General features: G+C 38.0%; 19 protein-coding genes and 1 pseudogene. All 20 read right to left on the bottom strand.

Annotation, left to right across the window (positions count from 1 at the left end; translation table 11 throughout):
• Positions 1–95 precede the first annotated feature (95 nt).
• The 20 genes and pseudogenes from CEF19_RS18970 to CEF19_RS18875 all read right to left on the bottom strand — a co-directional run bounded on the left by CEF19_RS18970 (position 96) and on the right by CEF19_RS18875 (position 21,441).
• Positions 96–2,024, bottom strand: coding sequence for a BglG family transcription antiterminator (locus CEF19_RS18970; RefSeq protein ID WP_100407518.1), 1,929 nt, complete (start codon positions 2,022–2,024; stop codon positions 96–98).
• A 142-nt stretch (positions 2,025–2,166) separates the two neighbouring features.
• Complete coding sequence (locus CEF19_RS18965; RefSeq protein ID WP_100407517.1) at positions 2,167–2,859, bottom strand: OmpA family protein; 693 nt, start codon at positions 2,857–2,859, stop codon at positions 2,167–2,169.
• Positions 2,852–4,675, bottom strand: coding sequence for a MotA/TolQ/ExbB proton channel family protein (locus CEF19_RS18960; protein WP_100407516.1), 1,824 nt, complete (start codon positions 4,673–4,675; stop codon positions 2,852–2,854). The genes CEF19_RS18965 and CEF19_RS18960 overlap by 8 nt, the downstream gene beginning before the upstream one ends.
• A gap of 186 nt (positions 4,676–4,861) precedes the next feature.
• Positions 4,862–5,434, bottom strand: coding sequence for a uracil-DNA glycosylase (locus CEF19_RS18955; RefSeq protein ID WP_100407515.1), 573 nt, complete (start codon positions 5,432–5,434; stop codon positions 4,862–4,864).
• 213 nt (positions 5,435–5,647) lie between these two features.
• Positions 5,648–6,469: a polysaccharide deacetylase family protein gene (locus CEF19_RS18950; RefSeq protein ID WP_100407514.1), complete on the bottom strand. Its 822-nt coding sequence runs from the start codon at positions 6,467–6,469 to the stop codon at positions 5,648–5,650.
• Between the two features lie 20 nt (positions 6,470–6,489).
• On the bottom strand, positions 6,490–7,206 hold the full coding sequence (locus CEF19_RS18945; RefSeq protein ID WP_100407513.1) for a PIG-L family deacetylase: 717 nt from the start codon (positions 7,204–7,206) through the stop codon (positions 6,490–6,492).
• 29 nt (positions 7,207–7,235) lie between these two features.
• The gene (locus tag CEF19_RS18940) at positions 7,236–7,547 is read right to left on the bottom strand and encodes a DUF1806 family protein (protein WP_157801009.1); all 312 of its coding nucleotides are present in this window, start codon (positions 7,545–7,547) and stop codon (positions 7,236–7,238) included.
• Positions 7,548–7,830: 283 nt separating this feature from the next.
• Positions 7,831–8,400, bottom strand: coding sequence for a hypothetical protein (locus tag CEF19_RS18935; protein ID WP_100407511.1), 570 nt, complete (start codon positions 8,398–8,400; stop codon positions 7,831–7,833).
• A 116-nt stretch (positions 8,401–8,516) separates the two neighbouring features.
• Positions 8,517–9,305, bottom strand: a complete 789-nt coding sequence (locus CEF19_RS18930) for a DUF817 domain-containing protein (protein ID WP_100407510.1) — start codon at positions 9,303–9,305, stop codon at positions 8,517–8,519.
• Positions 9,306–9,705: 400 nt separating this feature from the next.
• Positions 9,706–10,374: an oxidoreductase gene (locus CEF19_RS18925; protein ID WP_100407509.1), complete on the bottom strand. Its 669-nt coding sequence runs from the start codon at positions 10,372–10,374 to the stop codon at positions 9,706–9,708.
• The gene (locus CEF19_RS18920) at positions 10,371–10,817 is read right to left on the bottom strand and encodes a MarR family winged helix-turn-helix transcriptional regulator (RefSeq protein ID WP_100407508.1); all 447 of its coding nucleotides are present in this window, start codon (positions 10,815–10,817) and stop codon (positions 10,371–10,373) included. The genes CEF19_RS18925 and CEF19_RS18920 overlap by 4 nt, the downstream gene beginning before the upstream one ends.
• Positions 10,818–10,831: 14 nt before the next feature.
• Entirely contained in the window at positions 10,832–11,605 is a 774-nt protein-coding gene (locus CEF19_RS18915) for an SDR family NAD(P)-dependent oxidoreductase (RefSeq protein WP_157801008.1), read from the bottom strand.
• A gap of 63 nt (positions 11,606–11,668) precedes the next feature.
• Entirely contained in the window at positions 11,669–11,872 is a 204-nt protein-coding gene (locus CEF19_RS18910; RefSeq protein WP_100407506.1) for a hypothetical protein, read from the bottom strand.
• 44 nt (positions 11,873–11,916) lie between these two features.
• Positions 11,917–12,445 (bottom strand): annotated as a pseudogene (gene resA / locus CEF19_RS18905) (thiol-disulfide oxidoreductase ResA).
• Between the two features lie 26 nt (positions 12,446–12,471).
• Complete coding sequence (locus CEF19_RS18900; RefSeq protein ID WP_264755156.1) at positions 12,472–12,945, bottom strand: sulfite exporter TauE/SafE family protein; 474 nt, start codon at positions 12,943–12,945, stop codon at positions 12,472–12,474.
• A gap of 638 nt (positions 12,946–13,583) precedes the next feature.
• Entirely contained in the window at positions 13,584–15,662 is a 2,079-nt protein-coding gene (locus CEF19_RS18895; protein ID WP_100407504.1) for a peptidoglycan D,D-transpeptidase FtsI family protein, read from the bottom strand.
• Positions 15,663–15,707: 45 nt separating this feature from the next.
• Complete coding sequence (locus CEF19_RS18890; protein ID WP_100407503.1) at positions 15,708–17,711, bottom strand: penicillin-binding transpeptidase domain-containing protein; 2,004 nt, start codon at positions 17,709–17,711, stop codon at positions 15,708–15,710.
• A 270-nt stretch (positions 17,712–17,981) separates the two neighbouring features.
• Positions 17,982–19,772 carry a BlaR1 family beta-lactam sensor/signal transducer gene (locus tag CEF19_RS18885; protein ID WP_100407502.1) on the bottom strand — a complete coding sequence of 597 codons (1,791 nt, stop codon included), beginning with the start codon at positions 19,770–19,772 and terminating at the stop codon, positions 17,982–17,984.
• Position 19,773: 1 nt separating this feature from the next.
• The gene (locus CEF19_RS18880) at positions 19,774–20,160 is read right to left on the bottom strand and encodes a BlaI/MecI/CopY family transcriptional regulator (RefSeq protein ID WP_100407501.1); all 387 of its coding nucleotides are present in this window, start codon (positions 20,158–20,160) and stop codon (positions 19,774–19,776) included.
• Positions 20,161–20,427: 267 nt separating this feature from the next.
• Positions 20,428–21,441, bottom strand: a complete 1,014-nt coding sequence (locus tag CEF19_RS18875) for a zinc-binding alcohol dehydrogenase family protein (protein ID WP_100407500.1) — start codon at positions 21,439–21,441, stop codon at positions 20,428–20,430.
• Between the last annotated feature and the right edge of the window lie 35 nt (positions 21,442–21,476).

Below are 21,476 nucleotides of genomic sequence, written 5' to 3'. Positions count from 1 at the left end.
TACGGTAAAAATAGATTTATTAAGAAAGCGCTATTATAGATAGATTACCTTCACGACAATAAAAAAGAATGGACATAAGTGTCCACTCTTAATTATTACCGTTGTCTATCTAAAATCTGCGAGAAGTCTTTGTAGCTTTGCGCCTCTACTAACTCTTGAACGATGAATGGCGACTCACTTAGAAAAGCTATCTGCCCCATAACACTTCGGAAGTTTTGTTGGTTTTCCTTGGAGAGGGCTAACATCATGACAAGGGTTACGCGTTCATTTCCCCACTCCATCGCCTCTCTCATGAGCGCAACGGCTATCACAGATTCCTTAACCATCAATGGGCTTCCATGTGGAATCGCGATCCTTCCGCCAATGGCAGTTGACGATGTCCTCTCTCTATTGACTGCGCTATGAATAAACCCTTTCTCAACATAGCCCCCTTGGTAAAGAGAAGTCGCAAGCATCTCGACTACTTCATATCGATGCCCTTTGTCCACATCAAAAAAAACGAGATCGTCCTGTAGAAATCGAATTAAGCTGTTAGAATCGTTCGGTTCTGTGCGTTTCTTCTTCAGTTTCTCCATAAAACGGTTTAATGCTTTCTTGTCTTCTTGTCCAAACAATGGAGAAATAACGATATATTCATGTGTTATTTTTTCAAGTGGAACCGTTGAAATAATAAAATTGATTTTGTGAGTTTTCAGATATTCTTGAACTTCGGCTTTCGCAATACATCCGACGATATCAATTTCCTGATATTGCTGTTGTATTTTCGCTTCTAATAAGTGTGACATACCAATACCCATATGACATACAATTAATGCTTTTTCCTTTTTCTCCTTCTTCCCTTCAAGTCTTTCAATGGAAGCTTGAAAATGAAGAACTATATAAGCAGCCTCATCTTCAGGAATATCAATCGCAAAGGTAGATTTAATTTCTTCAAGCGTTAAGATAGCCATATTAAACATATAGGGATACATTTTTTTAATATTAGGTAGCAATGGATTGGTAATCGGAAAACCATACTTAATTCGACTAATAACAGAGTGCATATGAACCGCTAGCCCTTTTATTAATATCGAGTCCGATTCAAATGGAAACAATGTTAACTTCTCCATCTTCCCAACTAATACGTTTACAATATCCATTTCGCTGTTATTGTATTCTAGCTGTTCTACGGCATCCTCACCTGTACGTTTACCGCTGATAAGATGCCATGTAATGTAAACTTGCTCTTCTTCTGGAAAGGACAATCGAAACGCCGACTCCAACTGATTAAAAAGCCAACGGGCATAGGCATATTCTCTCCGCTCAACAGCCTTCTCCTTTTCTGCATCATGGACAAAGACGGGCGATTTTTGCCGTGTACGCTTAATCATAATTAACACGTGTACGAGCAAACTCTCTATCGCATCCTCTGTGAAAGAAAGCGAAAACTCACGCTGCATATCCCGTAATGCTTTCCGGACAGCAGTCACTTCATAAGCCATAAATAAATCCAATACATAATTTGTTTCAAGTTGAGTAGCTTGAACTAATTCAGACAAATGTGCTAAGGCATGTCGTTTATTTAGTTCTAAACCCTGAATCACGTGACCGAGCCTTGTCTTAGAAATAAGTTGTAAATCAAAACGTTGAAGCCAATTTCCAAGAGTAAGCATATCTTTTTTGATCGTTGCTTTTGGCACATAATACTCATCTGCAACATGCTGTAAAGTAATCGCCTTATCGTTTGTTAAAAGCTGAAACGCTATTTCTAACAAGCGCTCTTCTGTTGTTCTTCTCTCAAAAGATAGTATGTTGTTAAAAAGGTTGGATCGGTCTTCTCCGTTAATATCAATCAAAATTCCAAGGCCTGGCTTCCGAATGAGATTTGCACTCGAATAATCTTGAAGAGACTCTTCTAAGCGATCCAAATCGTTTCGTATCGTTTTTTCAGCACAACCCAGTTTCTCTGACAACTCTTTTAATTGCAAAGCTCCTTCTGCATGAGCAAGCAATATTCGTAATAATTCCTTCTGTCTCTCGTTCATTTGCTACACCCGCTCTAAGTTGAATAAGATATAGCTTATCATACCTTATTCATTAAAGAGAAGAAAATATAGGATTGTCTCGCTAGAAATAGACTTTTCTTACTGTGCCTGAATTAGGGGTTGATGATAGCCGTTATGCGAGTCACTTCCCTAGTAATTCACGTGTCTTCTCCAAAATCTCTTCATCTTTTAAGCGAAATTTAAATTCTACTCGTCTTGATGCTTGATTGCTATAATTCCCCTCTTCATCGGTACGCCCTTCAGTGTAGGATCTTCCGTTCACTGTTAATTTCGTTTTTAAATGGTCTTGAATGTTTTTATAAGGGAACTCTTCACTAAGGATATACTCCGCTACACTGAACGCTCTTTGTTGGGAAAGTTCTAGATTATACAAATAGCTTCCATGTTTATCGGCATGACCTTCGATGATGATTTCTGAAATATACTGATCATATCCATTTTCGAGTAACACATCTAAATAGGCAGGAACAAATTCATCTAGAAATTTAAACGCCTCTGGCTTTAACACCGCCGCGTCAAACTCAAACAAAATATCTGTATTAAAGATTAACGCGCCTGTTTTCTCATCAATTTCAATACTTAGAGCCGAATCGTTAAATTCTTCATTTAAATCCTCAATAATATTCACTCGAACGCCCATAATTTGGTCAATGGTTCGTTTCATCTCTTCAATTTGAAACGATTTAATGACCATCATCGTAATAAAAATCAGGATAAAACAAAGCAGAAGTGCCGTTAATAAATCCGTGAATGACGGCCAAAAATGACTTTCCTCCTCTTCATGATGAAACAGCTTTTTATATTTATTAATCATGTGTTTCAACCCTTACTCGGCTGCTCTGTCTACTATCTTGTGAAATCGATTGTAGCTGGCGATTTAACTGAGTAAATTCTTGACTCAACGCTTGGATGGTTTGCTGCATATAACGAGCATTTCTGAGTTGGCTTTCTTCGGTTATCTCCCCAATTTGCTTGAATTCTTTCTTCATGGCATCATTAATATCTAGCACATAATCCCCCATGTTCCGACTTACCTTTTCCAATTTATCACCAAGGGTTCCTTCTAACGTAGCAACATATCTTGAGAGCGTATCTTTTAAAATCGCTACGCTTGACTCTATCTGATTTTCTCTCGTAGAAAATGAATCTGACATTTGTGTTATGGTCCGATTGATGTCATTGAGAATTTGCTGATTATTCGTACCTAGTTGCTCATAGAACCTGGATGCATCGTTCAAATATTTTTCATAGGCATGAGAATTGGCTGAATGAGCTTTTAAATGATTGTAAAACTCTTGATTAAATTGCTTCAGTTCGTCAAAACGGATTGAGAGCAGATTTTTATTCTCTTCTTGAGCTCTGTTAATCGTTTCTAGCTCATCGGGCAGTCGACCAATTGCATTGCTAAGTGTATGGAAATCATTTTTCAGCTCCCCTAAATACGAATTGATTCCTGATAGTTTTGAGCTAACATCGTCTCCAAAAATCCGTTGAAACTGTTGGTTGTGATCTTTCATTGTTTTTACCAACTGATCACTTTGTGTGTTCACTTTCTTGAAAGCATTATTCATAAATTCCTGGTTCCCCACAACGGAGGAGAAAAAGTCCTTCAAATCGACAACTGAATCTTGAAAGTGGTTCATCGTCTCCGTCTGAGAGGTTGTTAGTTCAGCTATTTTTTGATACGTTTCAGTAAACGCACTCGTCATCTTTTCGTTTCGTTGATCCATTTTGTAAAAATAAGAGAATAATTGATCGAAATTCTTATTTAGCTTCGTAACCCCTTTATCAAAGCCATGGGTTACTTCTTTGACATTATCAATGAGGATCGTGAAATCCTTTAAATTATCTGTAAGACCTTCATTAAACTTCGCCAAATCCTTCGCAGATTGCTGCAACCCACCAGTATAGTCTTGGAAACCTTTGAAGGAGTCTACAATGCTTTGCAACGATTCTTGGTTCGTTTCCCGAAGCTGAACGATGGAGGAGTTAATGGTCTCTGAAACATCAATGAGACGGTGCATGGCATCTTGTTCGTTCTCTTCCAAATACGATTCTGTTTTTAACATGATATCCGTTAATAGATATTCCGTATTCGCTACTCGAGTAATAACTGTCATGGCGAGCGATAACCCCATCCCAGCAATACTTGTGTAAAAGGCGACATCGATGCCAGCTAGCACCAGTGCCACATTTTCTACAAGCTGATCCCCTGTCGAATCTATACTTCCGAGTGACATAGCAAGTCCGATGAATGTTCCTAGTACACCAACTAATATGAAGACGGAAACGGTCATCTGAATCATTTTAATAAGACTTACGACCGGAATGTTAAATATACGCCAACCCGAGAACTTATTTTGAACAAAGGTCTCAACTTTCACCGATTCCTGTTGATTCTTAAATTCAAATTCCTCTTGAAATGTATTGACCGGCGCAATCTTCAATGAATTAGTTCCACTAATAAAGCTACGTATTCTTCGTAATTTATTATATAAGATAAAATGAACAAATACCGCTACAACAAATGTGACAAATAACACCATGAAAATAAATTCAATCAATGGGTTGGATACCATAGATTGGGCTTGCTGTTCACTCACGAATAACGTAAGAATTCCTTCAACCATTCAAAATCCCCCTAGTTAAAAGTTCAAATCCACCAAGACCTTAAATCCGGTAAGATGTCCCTTTCATCTTTGTTTATAGCTATTCGCAAGTTGGACAAAACATGCATCGGTGTAGGGGGAAGTTGCTTCAAGAATTCGGCTATAAACAAGAAGGCGGTTCCTCAATAGGAGTGAAAAGTTCTTCTGTTACCCCTTGGCATACTGACTAGCAAGGTATTTCCAATCATCCAAAAAGTTAGCCCATAAATTGGGCCTTCGTCTAATAGCCAAAGGATGATAGGCTACGGCAGTCTGATATCCTCTAACATCATGAAGCTTTCCACGTAAAGATTTTACTTCTGCTTCTGGATTCTGAAAAAAGGATTGGACAGCAATATTTCCTAAGCATACTATGAACAAAGGTTTTTTCATTTGTAATTGCTGATTAAGATGCCCCATACAAATTTGTCTGACAGTCTCTTTATCATAAGCTCGAACAGGCTTTCGCTTTAGCAGATATGTTACATATATGTCGCTAGTTTTTAAACCAACTTGGTTAACCGCTGTTTGTAAGGTTTGCCTTGTCCCACACACAAACGGATTCCCTTCTTTGTCTTCACGGGCTCCCGGGTTATCTAGCAAGACTATAATTGGGGCTTCTGGATTCCCCTCTCCCCAAACCATTCTTGTTCCATGTTCATCAAGACCACATTCACTGCAATTAATAAGGCTGGTGGGAGTTGGTTCTTCCGGCCATAAAGCTGGACAGAAATCTGACACTTGTTTCAACTCCTTGTTAATTTTTTAATGTAAATAGCATTGTCTCTATGTAGTATGCCGGATACTCACCAAAAAACTTATAGATTTTCCCTCTGGAGACGTTTAAATGGTGCAACCATAAAAAATGCTAAACGGCTATAGCCGTTTAGCATTTTTTTTATTTCCCTATCAGGACCTTGCACTATGTAATTTGTAGCGTTAGATCCGGTTAATTTATAGCAAAGCCGTCGTTTTCTTCGTTAATTCAACTTGTTCGCCGCCTTTTACTTCGACGATTTTCTCATCGACACTAAGCCATACGGACATTGCCGATGGGTTATAAACAAAATGACTATCCGCAGAGAATTTCAGGTGTTGGAATGCTTTGACATAATCAACAATTTCAATATTTGTCGCATACCAGATATCCTCACGATTTCCGATATATTCGCAGAAGTCTTCGATCACATGCCAATTTTGATCGTTGTCGAATTCATAGCTGTGTCCCCATACATACATCATATATAAATATTGTTTCTTATGTAGGTTCACAAAATCCTCTGCAATTTTCATTAAATCGCGGTTGTGATGACATGTTGGGTTCCATTCTAAGAAATCATCAGGCATCGCAAAATTGCCCGTGCTGTTGACGGTTCTAGAATATTCGATTCCCAGGTACGGCAGCAAGTTTTTAATAAAACTGCTATACGATCCATTCGGATAAGAAGAACCTCTTACCGTGTATCCAACGATTTTCTCTAAATTTTTGCGGTCCTCGACAAACTCTTCAATAAGTTGCTCTTTCGGTGAGCGAGCTATGGTCGGATGTGTTACGGTATGCGTGGATACTTCGTGATTACGGTATAGTTGGGCAATTTCCTCTCCGGGAATACGGTCCCCTGTTCCAAGTAAACCAGAATTAATATGAAATGTTCCTTTTATCCCATTTTTATTAAACGTATTGACAAGTTTTCTGTCGGCTGCCTTCCCATCGTCATAACTCATTGTTAACACTTTAAATTTTCCTTCGGGGAATGTCATCAGTACTTTTGGCATTTTTCATCTCTCCTAATTTTTCATTTATCTCTTTCTTGAGGGAACAATGATATTGCTCCGTCGTGATACGGCGTATGCGCTTGGATAAAATATTCATAGTCCGGAAATTTTTTCAAGCTTAATTCATCACGCAACCATACCCATTCATTTATTTCTGATTGTGTTTTATGTGCGCGAAATGCTTGTAATTTGAACGGCAGATAGTCTTTAACATTAATTTTCGTTATTTGCTGTGGTTCAAGCCCAACTTGGTGTGGATTTTTTGCAACACTACCATCTGAAACATAGAATAAGTTGGTCTTCGATTGTGAGATATATTTTTGGTACATTTGAAACGCTTTTGATGTGGCGAGTCCGATGGTACAGTGATCAGGGTGGCCCCCTAAGGTTTCATGAAACGTTACAACAGAATCTGGTTTTACATCAATCATTTGTTTAAGAATAGTCTCTGTGAGCGTTTGCAAAGGTTGAATTTCTACTAACTTGTCACGGATTCCTAAAAATCTTAAATTATTAATCTTTAGCGCTTTGCATGCATGTTTAAGTTCTTGTTCACGAATAATCGAAATGTCTTCCCGCGTTGCGATGGGTGGAACGCCCATCCGCCGACCCATCTCACCTTTCGTTGCGCAAACCAAGACTATACGGTGACCTTCATATCCGTATTTTGCCATGGTGCCACCGCAAATAAAGGTTTCATCATCTGGGTGTGCAAAAACTGCCAAAATCGTTGCCATTAGTAGAATCCCTTCTATTTTTAATAAATTTAAATCGGAAACGGCTGGGAACTAATTTCTAATGTGCGAGCAAGTCGGTCGTGCTCATCGTAACCGGTGACGATGACCAGGTCATCAGCAATATCCATATGCGTCAACTGATCAACATGGATGATTGACTTTTGGTCATCAAGTTCCAAAAAGACACGAAATCCATGTTCCCCTTTCACATGTGCCCGCTGCAAAGAAGCCTTGCCGTTTCGAAAATAACCGCCTGGGTTCACCTCAATATGGATGTAAATATTCGTCCCAACCCATTGTTGAAGTTTTTTCAACAGTAAGTCTGGGGAGAGTTTTTCCAAGATTCAAGCCTCCTCCGTTTAATGACACGTACTATGCCTCTCTAGTGTGGGTTACCTTATTGTCATACGTCTTTAATTATACCTTCATGTAACCCCTTTCATCAAACAAGATGCCTAGCCCACTGCTCTAAAGCCTGGGAGTCAGGATCCTTAATGCGTTAACACGTTTGATAGAAATGTATCGAACATACTTCTTGCTTTACAAATATAATAAAACCTGTCCTCTCGAGGGTGGCGGTTCCTCCCTATATAAAAATTGATGTTTAACTAGGTCTGGCACCAATTAATAAAAATCATGCCCACCCAATCTTGAAATGCTTTTACAAAACTTTGCCCATTTCAAAGGGACGTGATTACTTCCAGTTTTTATCTCACAATAGTTATCATATTCAATTCGGACTCTCCAATGTCCTCCATCTAAGACGCCGAACTCAACATACTCTTCTGCCCAATTAACAAAATCACATTTATGTAGTTCAGAACGGAACCATTGTATGTCATCTGTGGTAACTGTATTAACCGAACTATCATTGTCGAAGTTGCCCTCAGGGTTTACGACATGATGCTCAATCTCTTTTTCTTTTAAATTAATTTTCACCTTAAAATACGGTCCCGGATAGCCTCCAGCCTCTGCATATATGATGTTAATTAACTCATAAGGCTTCTTTCCTCTATATTTTTTCCATGTGTAATCACAGTCACTACAATAGTATTTTGCCTGACCAAAGCTGTGCTTATCTATGAAAACATCTTTAGACTGAAGTTCTGGTACGTTTAGTAGATTCGGTCGGACATCATAATTATCTTGCTTGCATTTGGGACATATTGACATGACTCTTCTATAGGTGGACACCCTTCTACCCCATTTCTATTAATTCGGCTACTTTTATTATAGTTACATTTTTTAATAACAGATACGGCAATCCAGCTATTTTGCATCTTTAGTGAAATAATATTCACAAAAAGGCGTTAACACTTGTCGGAGCAATTCATCCTATATTTTTTTCCCTTAACCTGCTTTAACGTCGCTACTATAAGAAAGCTAACAATCACTAATAAGAGCCATGAACTCACCTTTCCTAAATGAACGAGACTCCATGCATCACGTTGGTTTGGATATTCCCAAGCTCCATAAAACGTTGCGATATTTTCGGCTATCCATATAAAAAATCCGATGAGCACAAAAGAAAGTACGAGTGGCATACGATAACGAGTGCCATCAACCCCGTATGTGACCCTTGATTGCCAAAAGACGATAATGACAACTCCAGATAACCACCATCGAACGTCAACCCAATAATGGTGAGTAAAAAAATTCAAATAAATCGCAGCTGCAAGAGGTACAACTACCAAAAAACGTGGCCACTTAACCAGTTCAACCTTAAGCCTTCTCCAGGCCTGGCAAAGATAACTCGCTACACTTGCGTACATGAATCCGCTATACAAAGGCACTCCAAAAATTTTGAAATATCCTTCATCTGGATAAGACCACGATCCCATCTGGACCTTGAAAAGTTCAAGAGTAAGGCCAATAAGATGGAACAATGTGATAACCTTTAGTTCATCCCGTGTTTCAAGCCCTGAACGCACCATCCCCCACTGCATCAGAAGGCAGATGATGAGCAGCCAGTCATACCGTGGTAGGAAGGGAAGCGGCATGATTTGTGTCAAAGCCAAAGAGGCAAAAATAACGACAGGAAACAAACATGATAGGGCCTGCTCCCAACCAAAACGAACAAGTTGTTTTAATGCTCTCATGATTTGTGCCTCCCAAGGTTCTGAATATATGTAAGTCCTGCTTGTATAATAGCTAAATAGATTTTAGAAAATTGATGAACCTTGTATACGTTTCATAAAAAGAATCCCACTTATTTATTTGACTTTAATACATAATTTATCGAATGACAACAAAAAAATATTGAAATCAATTATATTGTTATTGTTTTAATTTCAGACAAGAAAAAAAGCATTCCTCATTACAGGAAATGCTCTATGTATTTTAAACTATTCAACTTATGACACCTGCTTCGTTACGAAGAGAAAATAACCCAGAATAATGTTCGCGCATAGTGGTCTTTTTAACTTAATTTATGATTATCTCTTTTATGAAGGTGATGTCCTCACAATCTACTAGTTAAACCGCTTTAAATCAGTAGAGTCAAACCCCTTTTCCCAACTCTTCAATCTGATCTGACGAATAAATGGTGACTCCACCTTGATTCATTTGCGCTGCTTTAAACATTGCGTTTGCAACGGTTTTTCCTTGAATGCCTTTGAATTTTTTTACTGGACCTATAAAGAGAAAGGAGAGAGCTGAAAAAACACCTTCAGCCATTTTTTCTCCTAAACGGAATTCTTGGCGTTTTCCAAGCAGCAGAGATGGTCGAAAAATCGAAATGGAATCAAAATCAATCTTTCTGACCTCCTCCTCTAATTTTCCTTTCATTCTTGTGTAAAAAACCGATGATTTTGAGTTTGCATAAGGAGAACTAATAAAAAGAAATTGTTTCGCCCCAACCTTTTTCGTCAGTTTGGCAATCGCAAGTGAATACGTCACATCTATTTTATACATCGTTTCTTGTGATTTTGCTTTTTTGATAGTCGTTCCAAGACAACTAAAAACATCGTCTACTCGAAATGGAATAACAAATTCATCTAATTGATCAAAATCAATAATCTTTTCTTCTAGTTTAGGGTGTGTGAAGCCTAAAGGCTTTCGAACAAGGGCCGTAACCTTTTTATATTCCTTTTGATTAAGCAAAATCGTTATTAACTCTTTTCCGACAAGACCGGTTGCCCCGACAATTAGAGCCATCTTTTCGGTCATTTCTCCTCCTCCTTAGTACCGCGTTCGTTCATTTTTTTAAAAATTTCTTTTATGTGGTTGAGTTCAGAGTCAGAAAGCATTCCAAACATTTTTTTCATGATAAGCATTTTCTGTTTTCTTGCTTCCTCTAACAACGTTCTTCCTGTATCCGTTATTTCTAATACGATGGCTCTGCGGTCATCCTCAAGGTGACTTCTTTTAATGAAGCCATCTTTTACAAGTTTGTTTGTTAGAGCAGTAACACCACCCGTGGTTATATGAAGTTCTTGTGCAAGTTTAGATGGACGTTTCACCTTATCTAGTTCTAACAGTTCAAGAATGAGAACATGTGTAGGAGAAAGACTAATTTGATTATGATTGTTCCATTCATTCGACCAATTTCTAGCAGCGAGAATAAAGGCCTCATAGAGTTCAAACATATCGTCACTCTTAGATTGAACCATCTGCAAGACCTCCTTTATTTATTAGTTTTACCGATTAAGGTTTGCACTAATTTTCTTGGTAAAAATCGCATAGAGTGGATGGCTGCCCTAAACTTAAATCCTGGTACAACCACAGGCTCCCCTTTTAACATCGCTCGGTATCCACTAAGTGCGACGTCTTTGGCTGACAAACCAATACTATTAAATTGCTCTATTTCCGCAACCTTTGCTGCTTTGGCAAAATTCGTTTTCGTCGGACCAGGGCAAAGTGCGGTTACTTTGATGTCGCCTTGCTGTTTCAATTCAGTATTTAATGATTCGGAAAATGAAAGAACAAAAGCTTTGCTAGCCCCATAAACACTCATCTTTGGAACCGAAAAAAACGAGGCAATCGATCCAACATTCATAATACGTCCATAGTGGTTCTTTACCATATCCTGAACAAATAAATGCGTAAGTTTCGTTAAGGAAAACATATTTAATTGCATCATAGTAAGCTGTTTGTCCAAATCTAATTCAATAAAATTTCCGGACATCCCAAATCCCGCATTGTTTATTAAAATATCAACAGAACTTCCTCGCTCTTTAATTTCCGTATATAATTCCTGAGGAGATTCAGGCAGAGAAAGGTCCTTCGCAATCGTCATGATTTTTATAGTTGATTGACCTAGCTCCGTTTTCATTTCTTCTAATTTTTCTTTGTTTCTTGCTACAAGAATCAAGTTGTAATTATGTTCAGCAAAAATTTTCGCTAATTCATACCCTATTCCACTACTCGCACCCGTAAGCAAAACTGTTTCATTCGCCATCATTCACCTCATATTTGTTTATCAACTAAGTAACTTACTACTAAGTAATTATACATGGTAATGCTAGCAGAGCAAAACAGATTTATTGTCAGAACCTAATAAAAAATAGCTTTTTTGTTTAAAAGTAATACGATATATACCTTGATTTAGATGATTAAAAGAACCAGTGAACACCACATAGACAATCCCAACAATAACAAGGATTCCAAGCAATGGAAAGTCCCAAAGCTCAACTAAGCCATGATTCTGAAAAATGTAGTCTACCATCTTCGTTCCTACCTTTTGTATAAGCTTTTAAAGCTTTTATATTTTTAAGGCTTAATACTTTCCAAATAATCTCCAATGTTTTCCTCCGTCATCCCACCAGTAATCACATCAACGATCATTCCATCCTTATCTATTAAAAAAGGCGTAAGCAACGGACTAACGTTATATGCATCAAGTACGTTTGAACCCCGGTCAATAACAACTGGGAATGATAAACCACCAACCCTCTGGACAAATCGCTTTACACTTAGTTCTGGTTCATCCACATTAACTGCCAAAATTTCAATTCCTTGATCCTTGTAAACTTGGTATTGACTTTACATATAGGGCATCTCTTTTTCACAAGGAGGACAATACGTTGCCCAAAAGTTTAAAAATACACCTTTGCCTCTTAAACTCTCAAGTTCTATTTTATCCTCATTTAAATCAGATAAGATAAAATTGGGTGCTTTGTCTCCGACAGAAAGCATATTAGAGTCGTTAAAAAAGGCTGTATAAAATGTATAACCAATTGCAGCAAATAGAATAAGTAGTATAATTTCTACTCATTAAACGTTTTTGTTTTTTGTGCATCACTACCACCTCTTACATCTTTAAAATCACCAATACGTGAGTGTATCTAAAATACCTAAAACGATCATTAAAATACCCGCAATCCGCTGGATGATCTTCCCGACCATACGACTTTTTTTCATCAGAGCACCATTTAGACCAAAATACCAAATTAAAAATATTGCTAAAATAAACGGAATCGCGGTTCCAATTGCAAATATACTTGGAAGAACAAATTCATAACTTTTTAAGACTGCCATTGGCATTAGTAACATAAAGAATAAAAGAAACATTGTTGGGCAAAAACCTAATGAAAAGCTACTGCCTAAAAAGAAAGCTCTCCCTTTACTTTTTCCATAAGATTTGTCCCGTTTTTTTATAAAAGAAAAAGACCATGAAAATTTGAAAACGCCTAATAAATAAATTCCAATAAACCCCAAAAACGGACCTAGTAATTTACGAATCCATGGAAGATACCCTGTTAATTCTCTTTGAAATTCAGAGCCCAATAACCAAACAATAAAACCAAGGCCTGAAAAAACGACTATTTTTCCTAGTAGATAAAAAAATACTTCTCCTAAGGGAATATTTTTTTGAATGATCGATTTCCATAGAGTGTAATCGCACTAATATTCCCTGTGAATTGTATAAGATTAGGAGGGTTTTAAATTTTCCACTTTTCTAAACAATAACTTTTTTGATTTGAGGTCAAAAAACGTCATTAGAATTACTGATAAAAGGGTTACAGTCCAACAGTAAAATCAAATAAAAATCTTGGAGAATCCCCTCGCAAGAACCCAAACTAATTCGTCCAATTGAATACAAAATATTATAGATTAAGAAGACTACCAATGCAGGGAGATTATAGACCATCTCGTCTTCCAAACCGTCTCTATCAATGTAAGCAAACTCCAAGAGTAAAAACAGGACATCCGATTGCGATCTTTTTAGTTTCTCTTAATAGCCGCCCCCTTAAGAGCATTCTATTGCATTGACCTTTGACAGCATCCACGGTCTTTTAGCTAATTCTTATAAGAAAGTCCCGCCTTGTTCCTACATTAGTCGGTTTTAAACGAAAGCAGTATAAATAAGAACCTGATAAAGATGCTTAACATCCCAATGACGATTAGTTCCGCTATCGCAGTAGTAAGGCTAAACATTAGTCATCCCTCTCCTCTTCAGCTTTGCTTGGCCCGGTTCTCTTTTCTTTTAGTTCAAAGTAAGCTTTTACAGCGTCTCTTGCTATATGCTGTGCCATTCCTTGTCTCGCTCCATTGATGTCTAGTTTCGCATGAGGAACCACGACAGCAAAAGCAATTTCTGGATCATTAAACGGGGCATATCCAACAAAGGTTTGTGTCTCTCCATCAATGACAGTCGTTTTTTCCCCCTGTTGAACGCCAACCTTGACTTGAGCTGTTCCCGTTTTTCCTGCAACCTCATATTGTGGACTTTCTGAGAATCTCGCGGCTGCATTTCCATGGGTAACGACACGCCTAAGACCTAATTGAGTTCGTTTTATATGTTCATTGCTCATTTCAATTCTATTTAAAACTCTCGGCTCAAACTTATGAATAATTGCCCCATGTTCATCTATGTCAGCAACTGGTTCTCGAATTTCCGTTACTAGATTTACTTTCATGCGATAACCATCGCTTGCAATTGTGGCGATATATTGGGCGAGCTGTAGCGTTGTATAAGTATCATATTGACCAATCATCAAATCAAGTAACTTTCCTCCATTTGTATTCTCCCCTTGCATCCCGTTGAAGGAGGAAGGCAAATCAATCCCTGTTTCAGCACCTAATCCAAATTGAGAAAAGCTGTTACGAACCACGTTATAAGCATCCGCTATCGTTAAACTGGTCCACCCGCATTGCGTATTAGGGCCGGCGTAATAGCAATTGGCTAGTCTCATTCCGATTTCAAACATATACACATTAGATGATTGTTCAAGAGCATAAACATCATCAATCCAACCAAACCCTCTTTTATTCCACGTTCCTTTTGGTGGCGTTGAGGGCAAATAAATTGTTCGGTCATTAAATTTAGTTCCTGGGCTAGTAACCCCCTCTTGAAATCCAGTCAAAACGGATGCCGCCTTCACGGAGGAACCCATTTCGAATGCTTTATTTACAACTCCTACATGATCGGCCATGTTAGAATTTTCTCTTTCAACTGAATCTAGAAATCCGGCCATCGCCAATACATCACCGGTCCGTGGATGTAAGATTACCGCATACGCAGAACGGTCTTTAATAAACGAATGTTTGCCAGCATCCATCTCATTGTCTAAAATATCTTCTAGCTTTTGCTGCAGTTCCATATCGATTGATAAAATAAGATCATTCCCTCTTTGACCATCCTTTTCAAATAAATGTTCTCCTACCAAATTCTCTCCCTCTTGACTCGTTACAGCCTTTACTCCTTTTAGCAACTCTTCATATTGAGCTTCTAAATAACTTGTTCCTACTACCTCATTTCGTTCATAGCCTCTTACCAAATAAGAAGGAAGCTTTTCACTTGGAATCAAGTTTACATTTCCAAAAAACCCTCGAAATGCATCTCCATAAGGATAGATTCTGCTAGAATCTAACTGAATGTCAATCCCAGGTAACAGGTCTAAGTTTTCACTAATTAAGTGTGCTTCTTCATCGGTCAACCCGCGCTTGATACGCTGAGGGGCATTGGCTGTTCCTTGAACCATTTCTCGAAATATCGCAATTATTTTTAGCTCTTTATCACTAATTGTCTTCAGATGTTTCTCCGTTATTGCTTCCACTTCTAATCGATACAATTTAGTATGGCTGTCTACGTTGTTACGTACTTCCCTGCTTACGAGTTGATATCTCTCTTCTTCCGCCATCGTTACCAGAAGATAATCTTTCTTATCTCTTTCCGTCACTTTAGATGTATCAATCGTTAAGAAGGGTTCAAGTGTTTGAGCTACTTTTAATACGGCGGATGGACGTGTATTTTCTGACGGCATCATATAAGTTACCGAGAACTCTACCTTATTGTTAACAACAATCGTTCCATACCGATCCACCATCAATCCACGAGGTACATCCGTTTGAAACATTCGTTCTTTCATGTTATCTATCTGACTTGCAAATGCCTCACCATTTATAATTTGGATGTATCCGAGTCTAAAAATAAGTGAGGAGAATAATAGAAATATCGTTAAGAATAAAATGTTGAGTCGATAGGTATAGCTTACTCGTCTTTTTTTCTCCATTTTTCTTCCTCTTTTTCTTTCACTTAAAGCTTGAATGAATTTTTATTAAAGCAATTCTTCAAAAATCTCCATAACCTTAGGAACAACATATTTACTGCCACCGCGAGTTTCTGCATTTTCAATCATCATTAACATAATTAAATCCGAATTATCTGGGTTGACTGCAATAAATCCGCCGGTTTCTTTCCCTGCTTCTTGTTGAGATTGTTTATATTCTGTGGTCCCTGTTTTTCCCGCTAGCCTAATCTGTTCTAGCTTCGAAGCGGCACCGGTGCCCCTCTCTACAACCGCTGTTAGATCTGCAAGTATTTTCGCTGCTTGTTCTTCACTTATAATAGACTCTTTCCAGATGGAGGGAATTTCCTCTTTATATAAGAGGGGCTTAGGAATAACACCATTCGTAACAAATGGCGCGTACATTAAAGCTAAATGCAAAGGAGTCACAAGTAATTCCCCTTGCCCGTAGGCCGTGTCTGCTAATTGAATTTCTGAATTCATGCCGTCATTATGAACGGTAGACATCGACATCCCATACGAAAACGGGAGCGTCTCGTTAAATCCAAAAGCATTCAAGCCTTTTATAAAATTGTCGATCCCAATTTCTAAGGCCATTTGGGCAAAGTAGATATTATCTGAATGGACTAACGCATCTGTCAAATCAACGGGATTAACAGCCGTCACTCGCGTAACAGCGTAATTACCCCAAGATGGGTCCTTCTGCCACTGTTTCCCTTCTATATTTTTCTTTTCAAAAGGATCCCAATGATGATTTAACCCAATTGCTGCGGTTATTGGTTTCATGATAGACCCTGGTGCATACGCTTGAGTAAAGCGATTTAGCAGAGGTTTATGTTCATTTTCATTTAAACTTTTCCACTTCTGAGATGATAGTCCAAGGATGAAATCGTTAGGGTTATACGCAGGGGAGCTGACTAATGATAAAACCTCTCCTGTTTTTGGATTCAATGAAACGGCTGTACCCGCCTCCCCATCAAACTTGTTGTAGATTATTTCTTGCTGGTGGGCATCAATGGTGAGTTGAATATCCCCCCCGTTCACAGCCTCCTTCCTTGCAATCTCTACCTTGCTCTTTCCTAGTGAATCGACAATATAAATAGAACACCCTTCTTCTCCGCGCAGCTTATGTTCTAATATCTTCTCAAGTCCAGCCTTCCCGACTTTATCGTTCGCCGTATAGCCATGATCACTTAGCTTTTCAAACTCTTCAGAAGTGATTGAGCCAATATACCCAATCAGGTGGGCGCTCGCATTTTTGTAAGGATACACTCTTGCACTTACTTCTCGGTATGTCACACCTTGTATTTCACGTAATGCCTCTAACATGTCTTCTTGATCTGTTGGAATAGCTGAAAGAGGAACAAACATATCTGGTTTTACCCATTTTTGATTAAGGGTCTCTACTATCGACTCTTCAGGGTGATTTAGAACGTTTGCAACTTTAGCTACTGTTATCTGCTCAGATTTCATTCGCTCAGGAACAATTCCGATTTCATAGTTCAGGCCATTTATAGCTAATCCCAAATGATTTCTGTCAAAGATCTCCCCCCTTTTAGCCTGCAGAGTTTCGATTCTCACTTTATCTCCCTCATCCAATTGTGGAAAAATTAATGATGGAGACCATGCGACATGCCATTCTTTTTCCTCTTTATCAAAAACCATCTCTACTTCAGAATGAGTGGTTACTTCTCCTGCTAACGTCATCATCGTTTGCTTGAACGGGATGGTGACAGACTCATTTTTTGATATTTTTTCTTCGTCTTGTTCTTTTGCTATCTGTTCTATTTTAATTTCCTCTGCTTCAATCCCACTATGGATTTTTTCATAGCGTTCTATAAAATGATTAGCTGAAATTGCTTCCTTAGATGACCTTGTTAGAAGTTCATACATTTCGTGATAGTTACCATTTTCCAAGAAAGTTGAAAAATGCATAAAACCTTCTTCTGGTGAGTTTTTTTCTTTAGTGCAACCGACAAGAACTTGACAAAGAACGATTAGTGCTAAAAAAAGTAAGGCTCTTCGTTTCTTCATAATTCATTCTCCTCTAAGACATATTGGGACTTCATGGTATGTAAAAAGTTCAACTTTCCTCTTTAAGAAACACATCTCATTCCTCTATCTTTTAAATATTACATATGTAGTATTTAAAAGTATTACACGTGTAATATTTAAAGTCAATATCTTTTTTTCTTTACTTAGGTTAGTAAAACTTTTTTAATTCAATCGCAAAAAACCCCAGATTATCAAATCTGCGGCTCATTCATATACACTTGATACTACCTAACAACTTTTATAACCCGATTAATACAGCTCTTCCTTCTCTAAAATGGAAAGAGCGATTTTCGCTGCAGAGCTTCCACCTGCCTGCTTTTCACCTTGAATATGAACGGCAAAAAAGATCGTATTATCAACAGTTTCTACATACCCCACAAACCAACCATCAATCTGTTCTCCATTTAAAACAGCCGTTCCCGTTTTTCCAAATAGACGCTTACCCTTTTTCTCTTCTAGAAGTAATGAGTCTTTGACAATTTGAATATTATCTGGCTCAAACATAAATTCATTATCGTAAAACTTTCTTAATAGGTCTACCTGCTCCACAGGAGAAATTGTAAGAGTTCCATCTAGCCAATAATCAGAGAGATTACCAGCTACATGACGGTTCCCATACTCTATTTCATTGAAATAACTTTGCAGTTTTTCTATGCCTATTTGTTGGTCAAGTGCCTGAAAATACCATGACGCAGAGCTTTTCATAGCAGAGAATAAATCATGATCCTGGTTCCACTCCTCATATGGTTGTGGCGTCCCATCCCAAATCAGCTGAGAATCGTCTCTAGTAATGATACCAGTCTCTAGTGCAAACAATGAATTGAAGATTTTATAGGTCGAAGCAGGTGCGTATCTAGTCGTACTCTCTTCCTGATTATATATACTGTACTGTTTCTTACTCGAATCATACAACACGGCACTTCCTGAAAACTCATCAAAAAGGTTGATGTAATCTTTGTTCTTCATAGTAGCACTCCCGAAAGAATGGTTTTCTTTCGGGAGTGCCAAAGCAGAAAGCGTTGGAGCACTAACCAATAAAAAACAAAAAACAGCAATTAACACAAAAATACTTTTCATCTTTATCCGCTGGGATTCTACTTCAAAATTAGTAATCCCTACAATACGCCTTTTCACTTGCTTGAACGGACTGCTGATTTCCGAAGCCGCTAAAAACGAGGGTCGGCCTTGAGAAAAGGAGGCAAATTTTAAGATAACCTTACCGTATTGTAGGTGTAAATCCTGATTTAACGTTTTTAAGACGGCATAATCGCAAGAAATCTCCATCTCTGTTTTCAATTCTCGTAAAAAATACCAGACGATTGGATTAAACCAATAAACCGTTTTAACAAGGAACATAAAATAATTTACTAGCATATCTTTGCGTTTACAGTGGTATAACTCGTGCAGCAATACACATTTCACCTCATCCACCGAAAGCATGGACATCTCTTTTGGCAAGACAATGTACGGCTGGAAAACCCCAAAGGTAAGCGGCGATTTAATCCAAGAGCAATACCCTAGCACCACCGTTTTATGAATAGCTAATTCCTCTTTACAACGATTAAAAAGCATGATTAACTCTTTATCTTTAACAACCTGCAAACTTTTCTTCATTTTCCCTATTCTTACGTTGCTATGTAAAATGACTGTTAACATACTAATTATTCCTACTACCCACACTAGGAAAAAGCCAGCATCCAGTATCCCCATAGAAGACTGCTCAATTGACATTGAAAAGTCTTGCAGCCAATTGGCACCATGATTCATCGTATCTGTCGTTCCATCATCGGCATGATTATCAGCTTTTATCGAATGGTTTGCTCTAAAATTTATGAGCCAATTTTCAACTAAATTTATATTAAAATAACGAAAAGGAATAAAAGGAGCGACTAAAATGAAAAGTGTAATTAAACTAATATGATAGTGAGCGCTAACCGTAATTTGCTTATTCGCTGCTTTCTTTAGTAAGAGAATCATGCCTAATATGACGGATACTAAAATATTACTGATAAGAAAGAGAGTAAAGAAAGAATCCCCCATGTTATTCCTTCTTTCTATTCTTACGTTCTTCTAAGATTTCGTACAACTCATCAATTTCTTCTTCCGATAGTTTATCTTTTTCCAAAAAATTTAACACCATTGAATTAAGGGCGCCATTATAAAAACGATTTAAAAAACTATGGCTCTCGCCTTCTACATAATCACTTTCAGCTACATTTGGTGTGTAAACAAAAACACGCCCTTCTTTATGATTACTTAAAGCACCCTTTTTAATAAGCCGTAACAACATCGTTTGAATTGTTTTAGGACTCCATGTACTCACATGGGACAACGTTTCAATCACTTCATTCGTATTGATAGAAGGATGCTTCCAAATAACTTTCATCACTTCTAATTCTGCTTCTGAAATTTGAGGCAACTTTTTCATCTAACCCACCCTTAAACTTACGATTGTAATACTTCCATTATATTGGTCGTAGTTTATGACGTCAATGAAGATATAAGGTAAAGGTACCAGTTGATTATTTCGTTAAAGGGAATTCTTTGCGTAACTTCACGCAGGAGATCAAATGGTGTACTAGCGGAGATAGACATCAATTTTTTCTACAGTAGAAAAAAAGATTCAAATAAACATAAATAAAAGGTATTCAACCGCAGTTTTTTTAAAACACTGCGGTTAGATACCTTTTATCCTTTATAGTTCTACAACTGCTTTGATTACTTTGTTTTCTGGAGCGAAGAAGCTTTCGAAGTCATCAATTAAGTTTGCTAAGGTCGAACGGTTTGTGATTAATGCATCGACATTCACTTGCTTGTTCTCGATGCAGTTAATAACATAGCTAAAGTCTTCCTTTGTTGCATTACGTGAACCTAGTAAACTCATTTCCCGTTTATGAAATTCAGGGTCATTAAATGAGATTTCATCCTTTACTAGCCCTACATACACTAATTGACCGCCATGACTAACTAGTTGGAAAGCGTTGGTCATCGATGCTTTGTTTCCCGTTGCATCAAATACAGTTGTAGGAAAATCTCCATTTGTTAGCTTGCTTACTTCTTCTACTATGTTGTTAGAGGCATTAACCGTCCCATCAACATCTGCCCACTCTTTGCAAAATTGAAGACGGTCCTCATTAAGGTCCATTGCAATCACCTTAGCACCAGCGAGCTTAGCAAATCTCATCACACCTAAGCCAATTGGTCCCGCACCAATCACTAATACGGTTTCCCCTTTTTGAATTTTTGAACGTTTAACGGCATGGGCACCAATACTTAACGGCTCAACCATCGAAGCTTCATCAAGACTAATCTGGTTTACTTTAAGTGTATGGTCACTTGGAACGAGGAGGTATTCTCTCATACCGCCATCCAAATGAACGCCTAGTACCTTCATATTGGTACAGCAGTTTGTTTTTCCACTGCGACACGCAATGCAGGTACCGCACTCCATATAGGGAATGACTGTTGCTAAGTCTCCAGACGAAAAACCATCCACTGCTGCTCCAACCTTCACGACTTCGCCAGCAAGCTCGTGTCCTAGTATTCGCGGATAGGTGAAAAAAGGCTGCACTCCGTTATATGCATGGATATCCGTACCACAAATTCCAATACGCTTTACTTTTAATAGAATTTCCCCTTTTCCGACTTCTGGGATTTCCTCTTCCATTTGTTTAAATTGTTTTGGTTCCTCGCAGGTGATTACCTTCATCGTTAATCCTCCATCTCTATGTTTAGCTCTCCACT

Source organism: Bacillus solitudinis, assembly GCF_002797395.1.
GTDB classification, from domain to species: domain Bacteria; phylum Bacillota; class Bacilli; order Bacillales; family Bacillaceae_D; genus Halalkalibacter_A; species Halalkalibacter_A solitudinis.
This window is presented reverse-complemented; position numbering and strand designations above follow the sequence as displayed.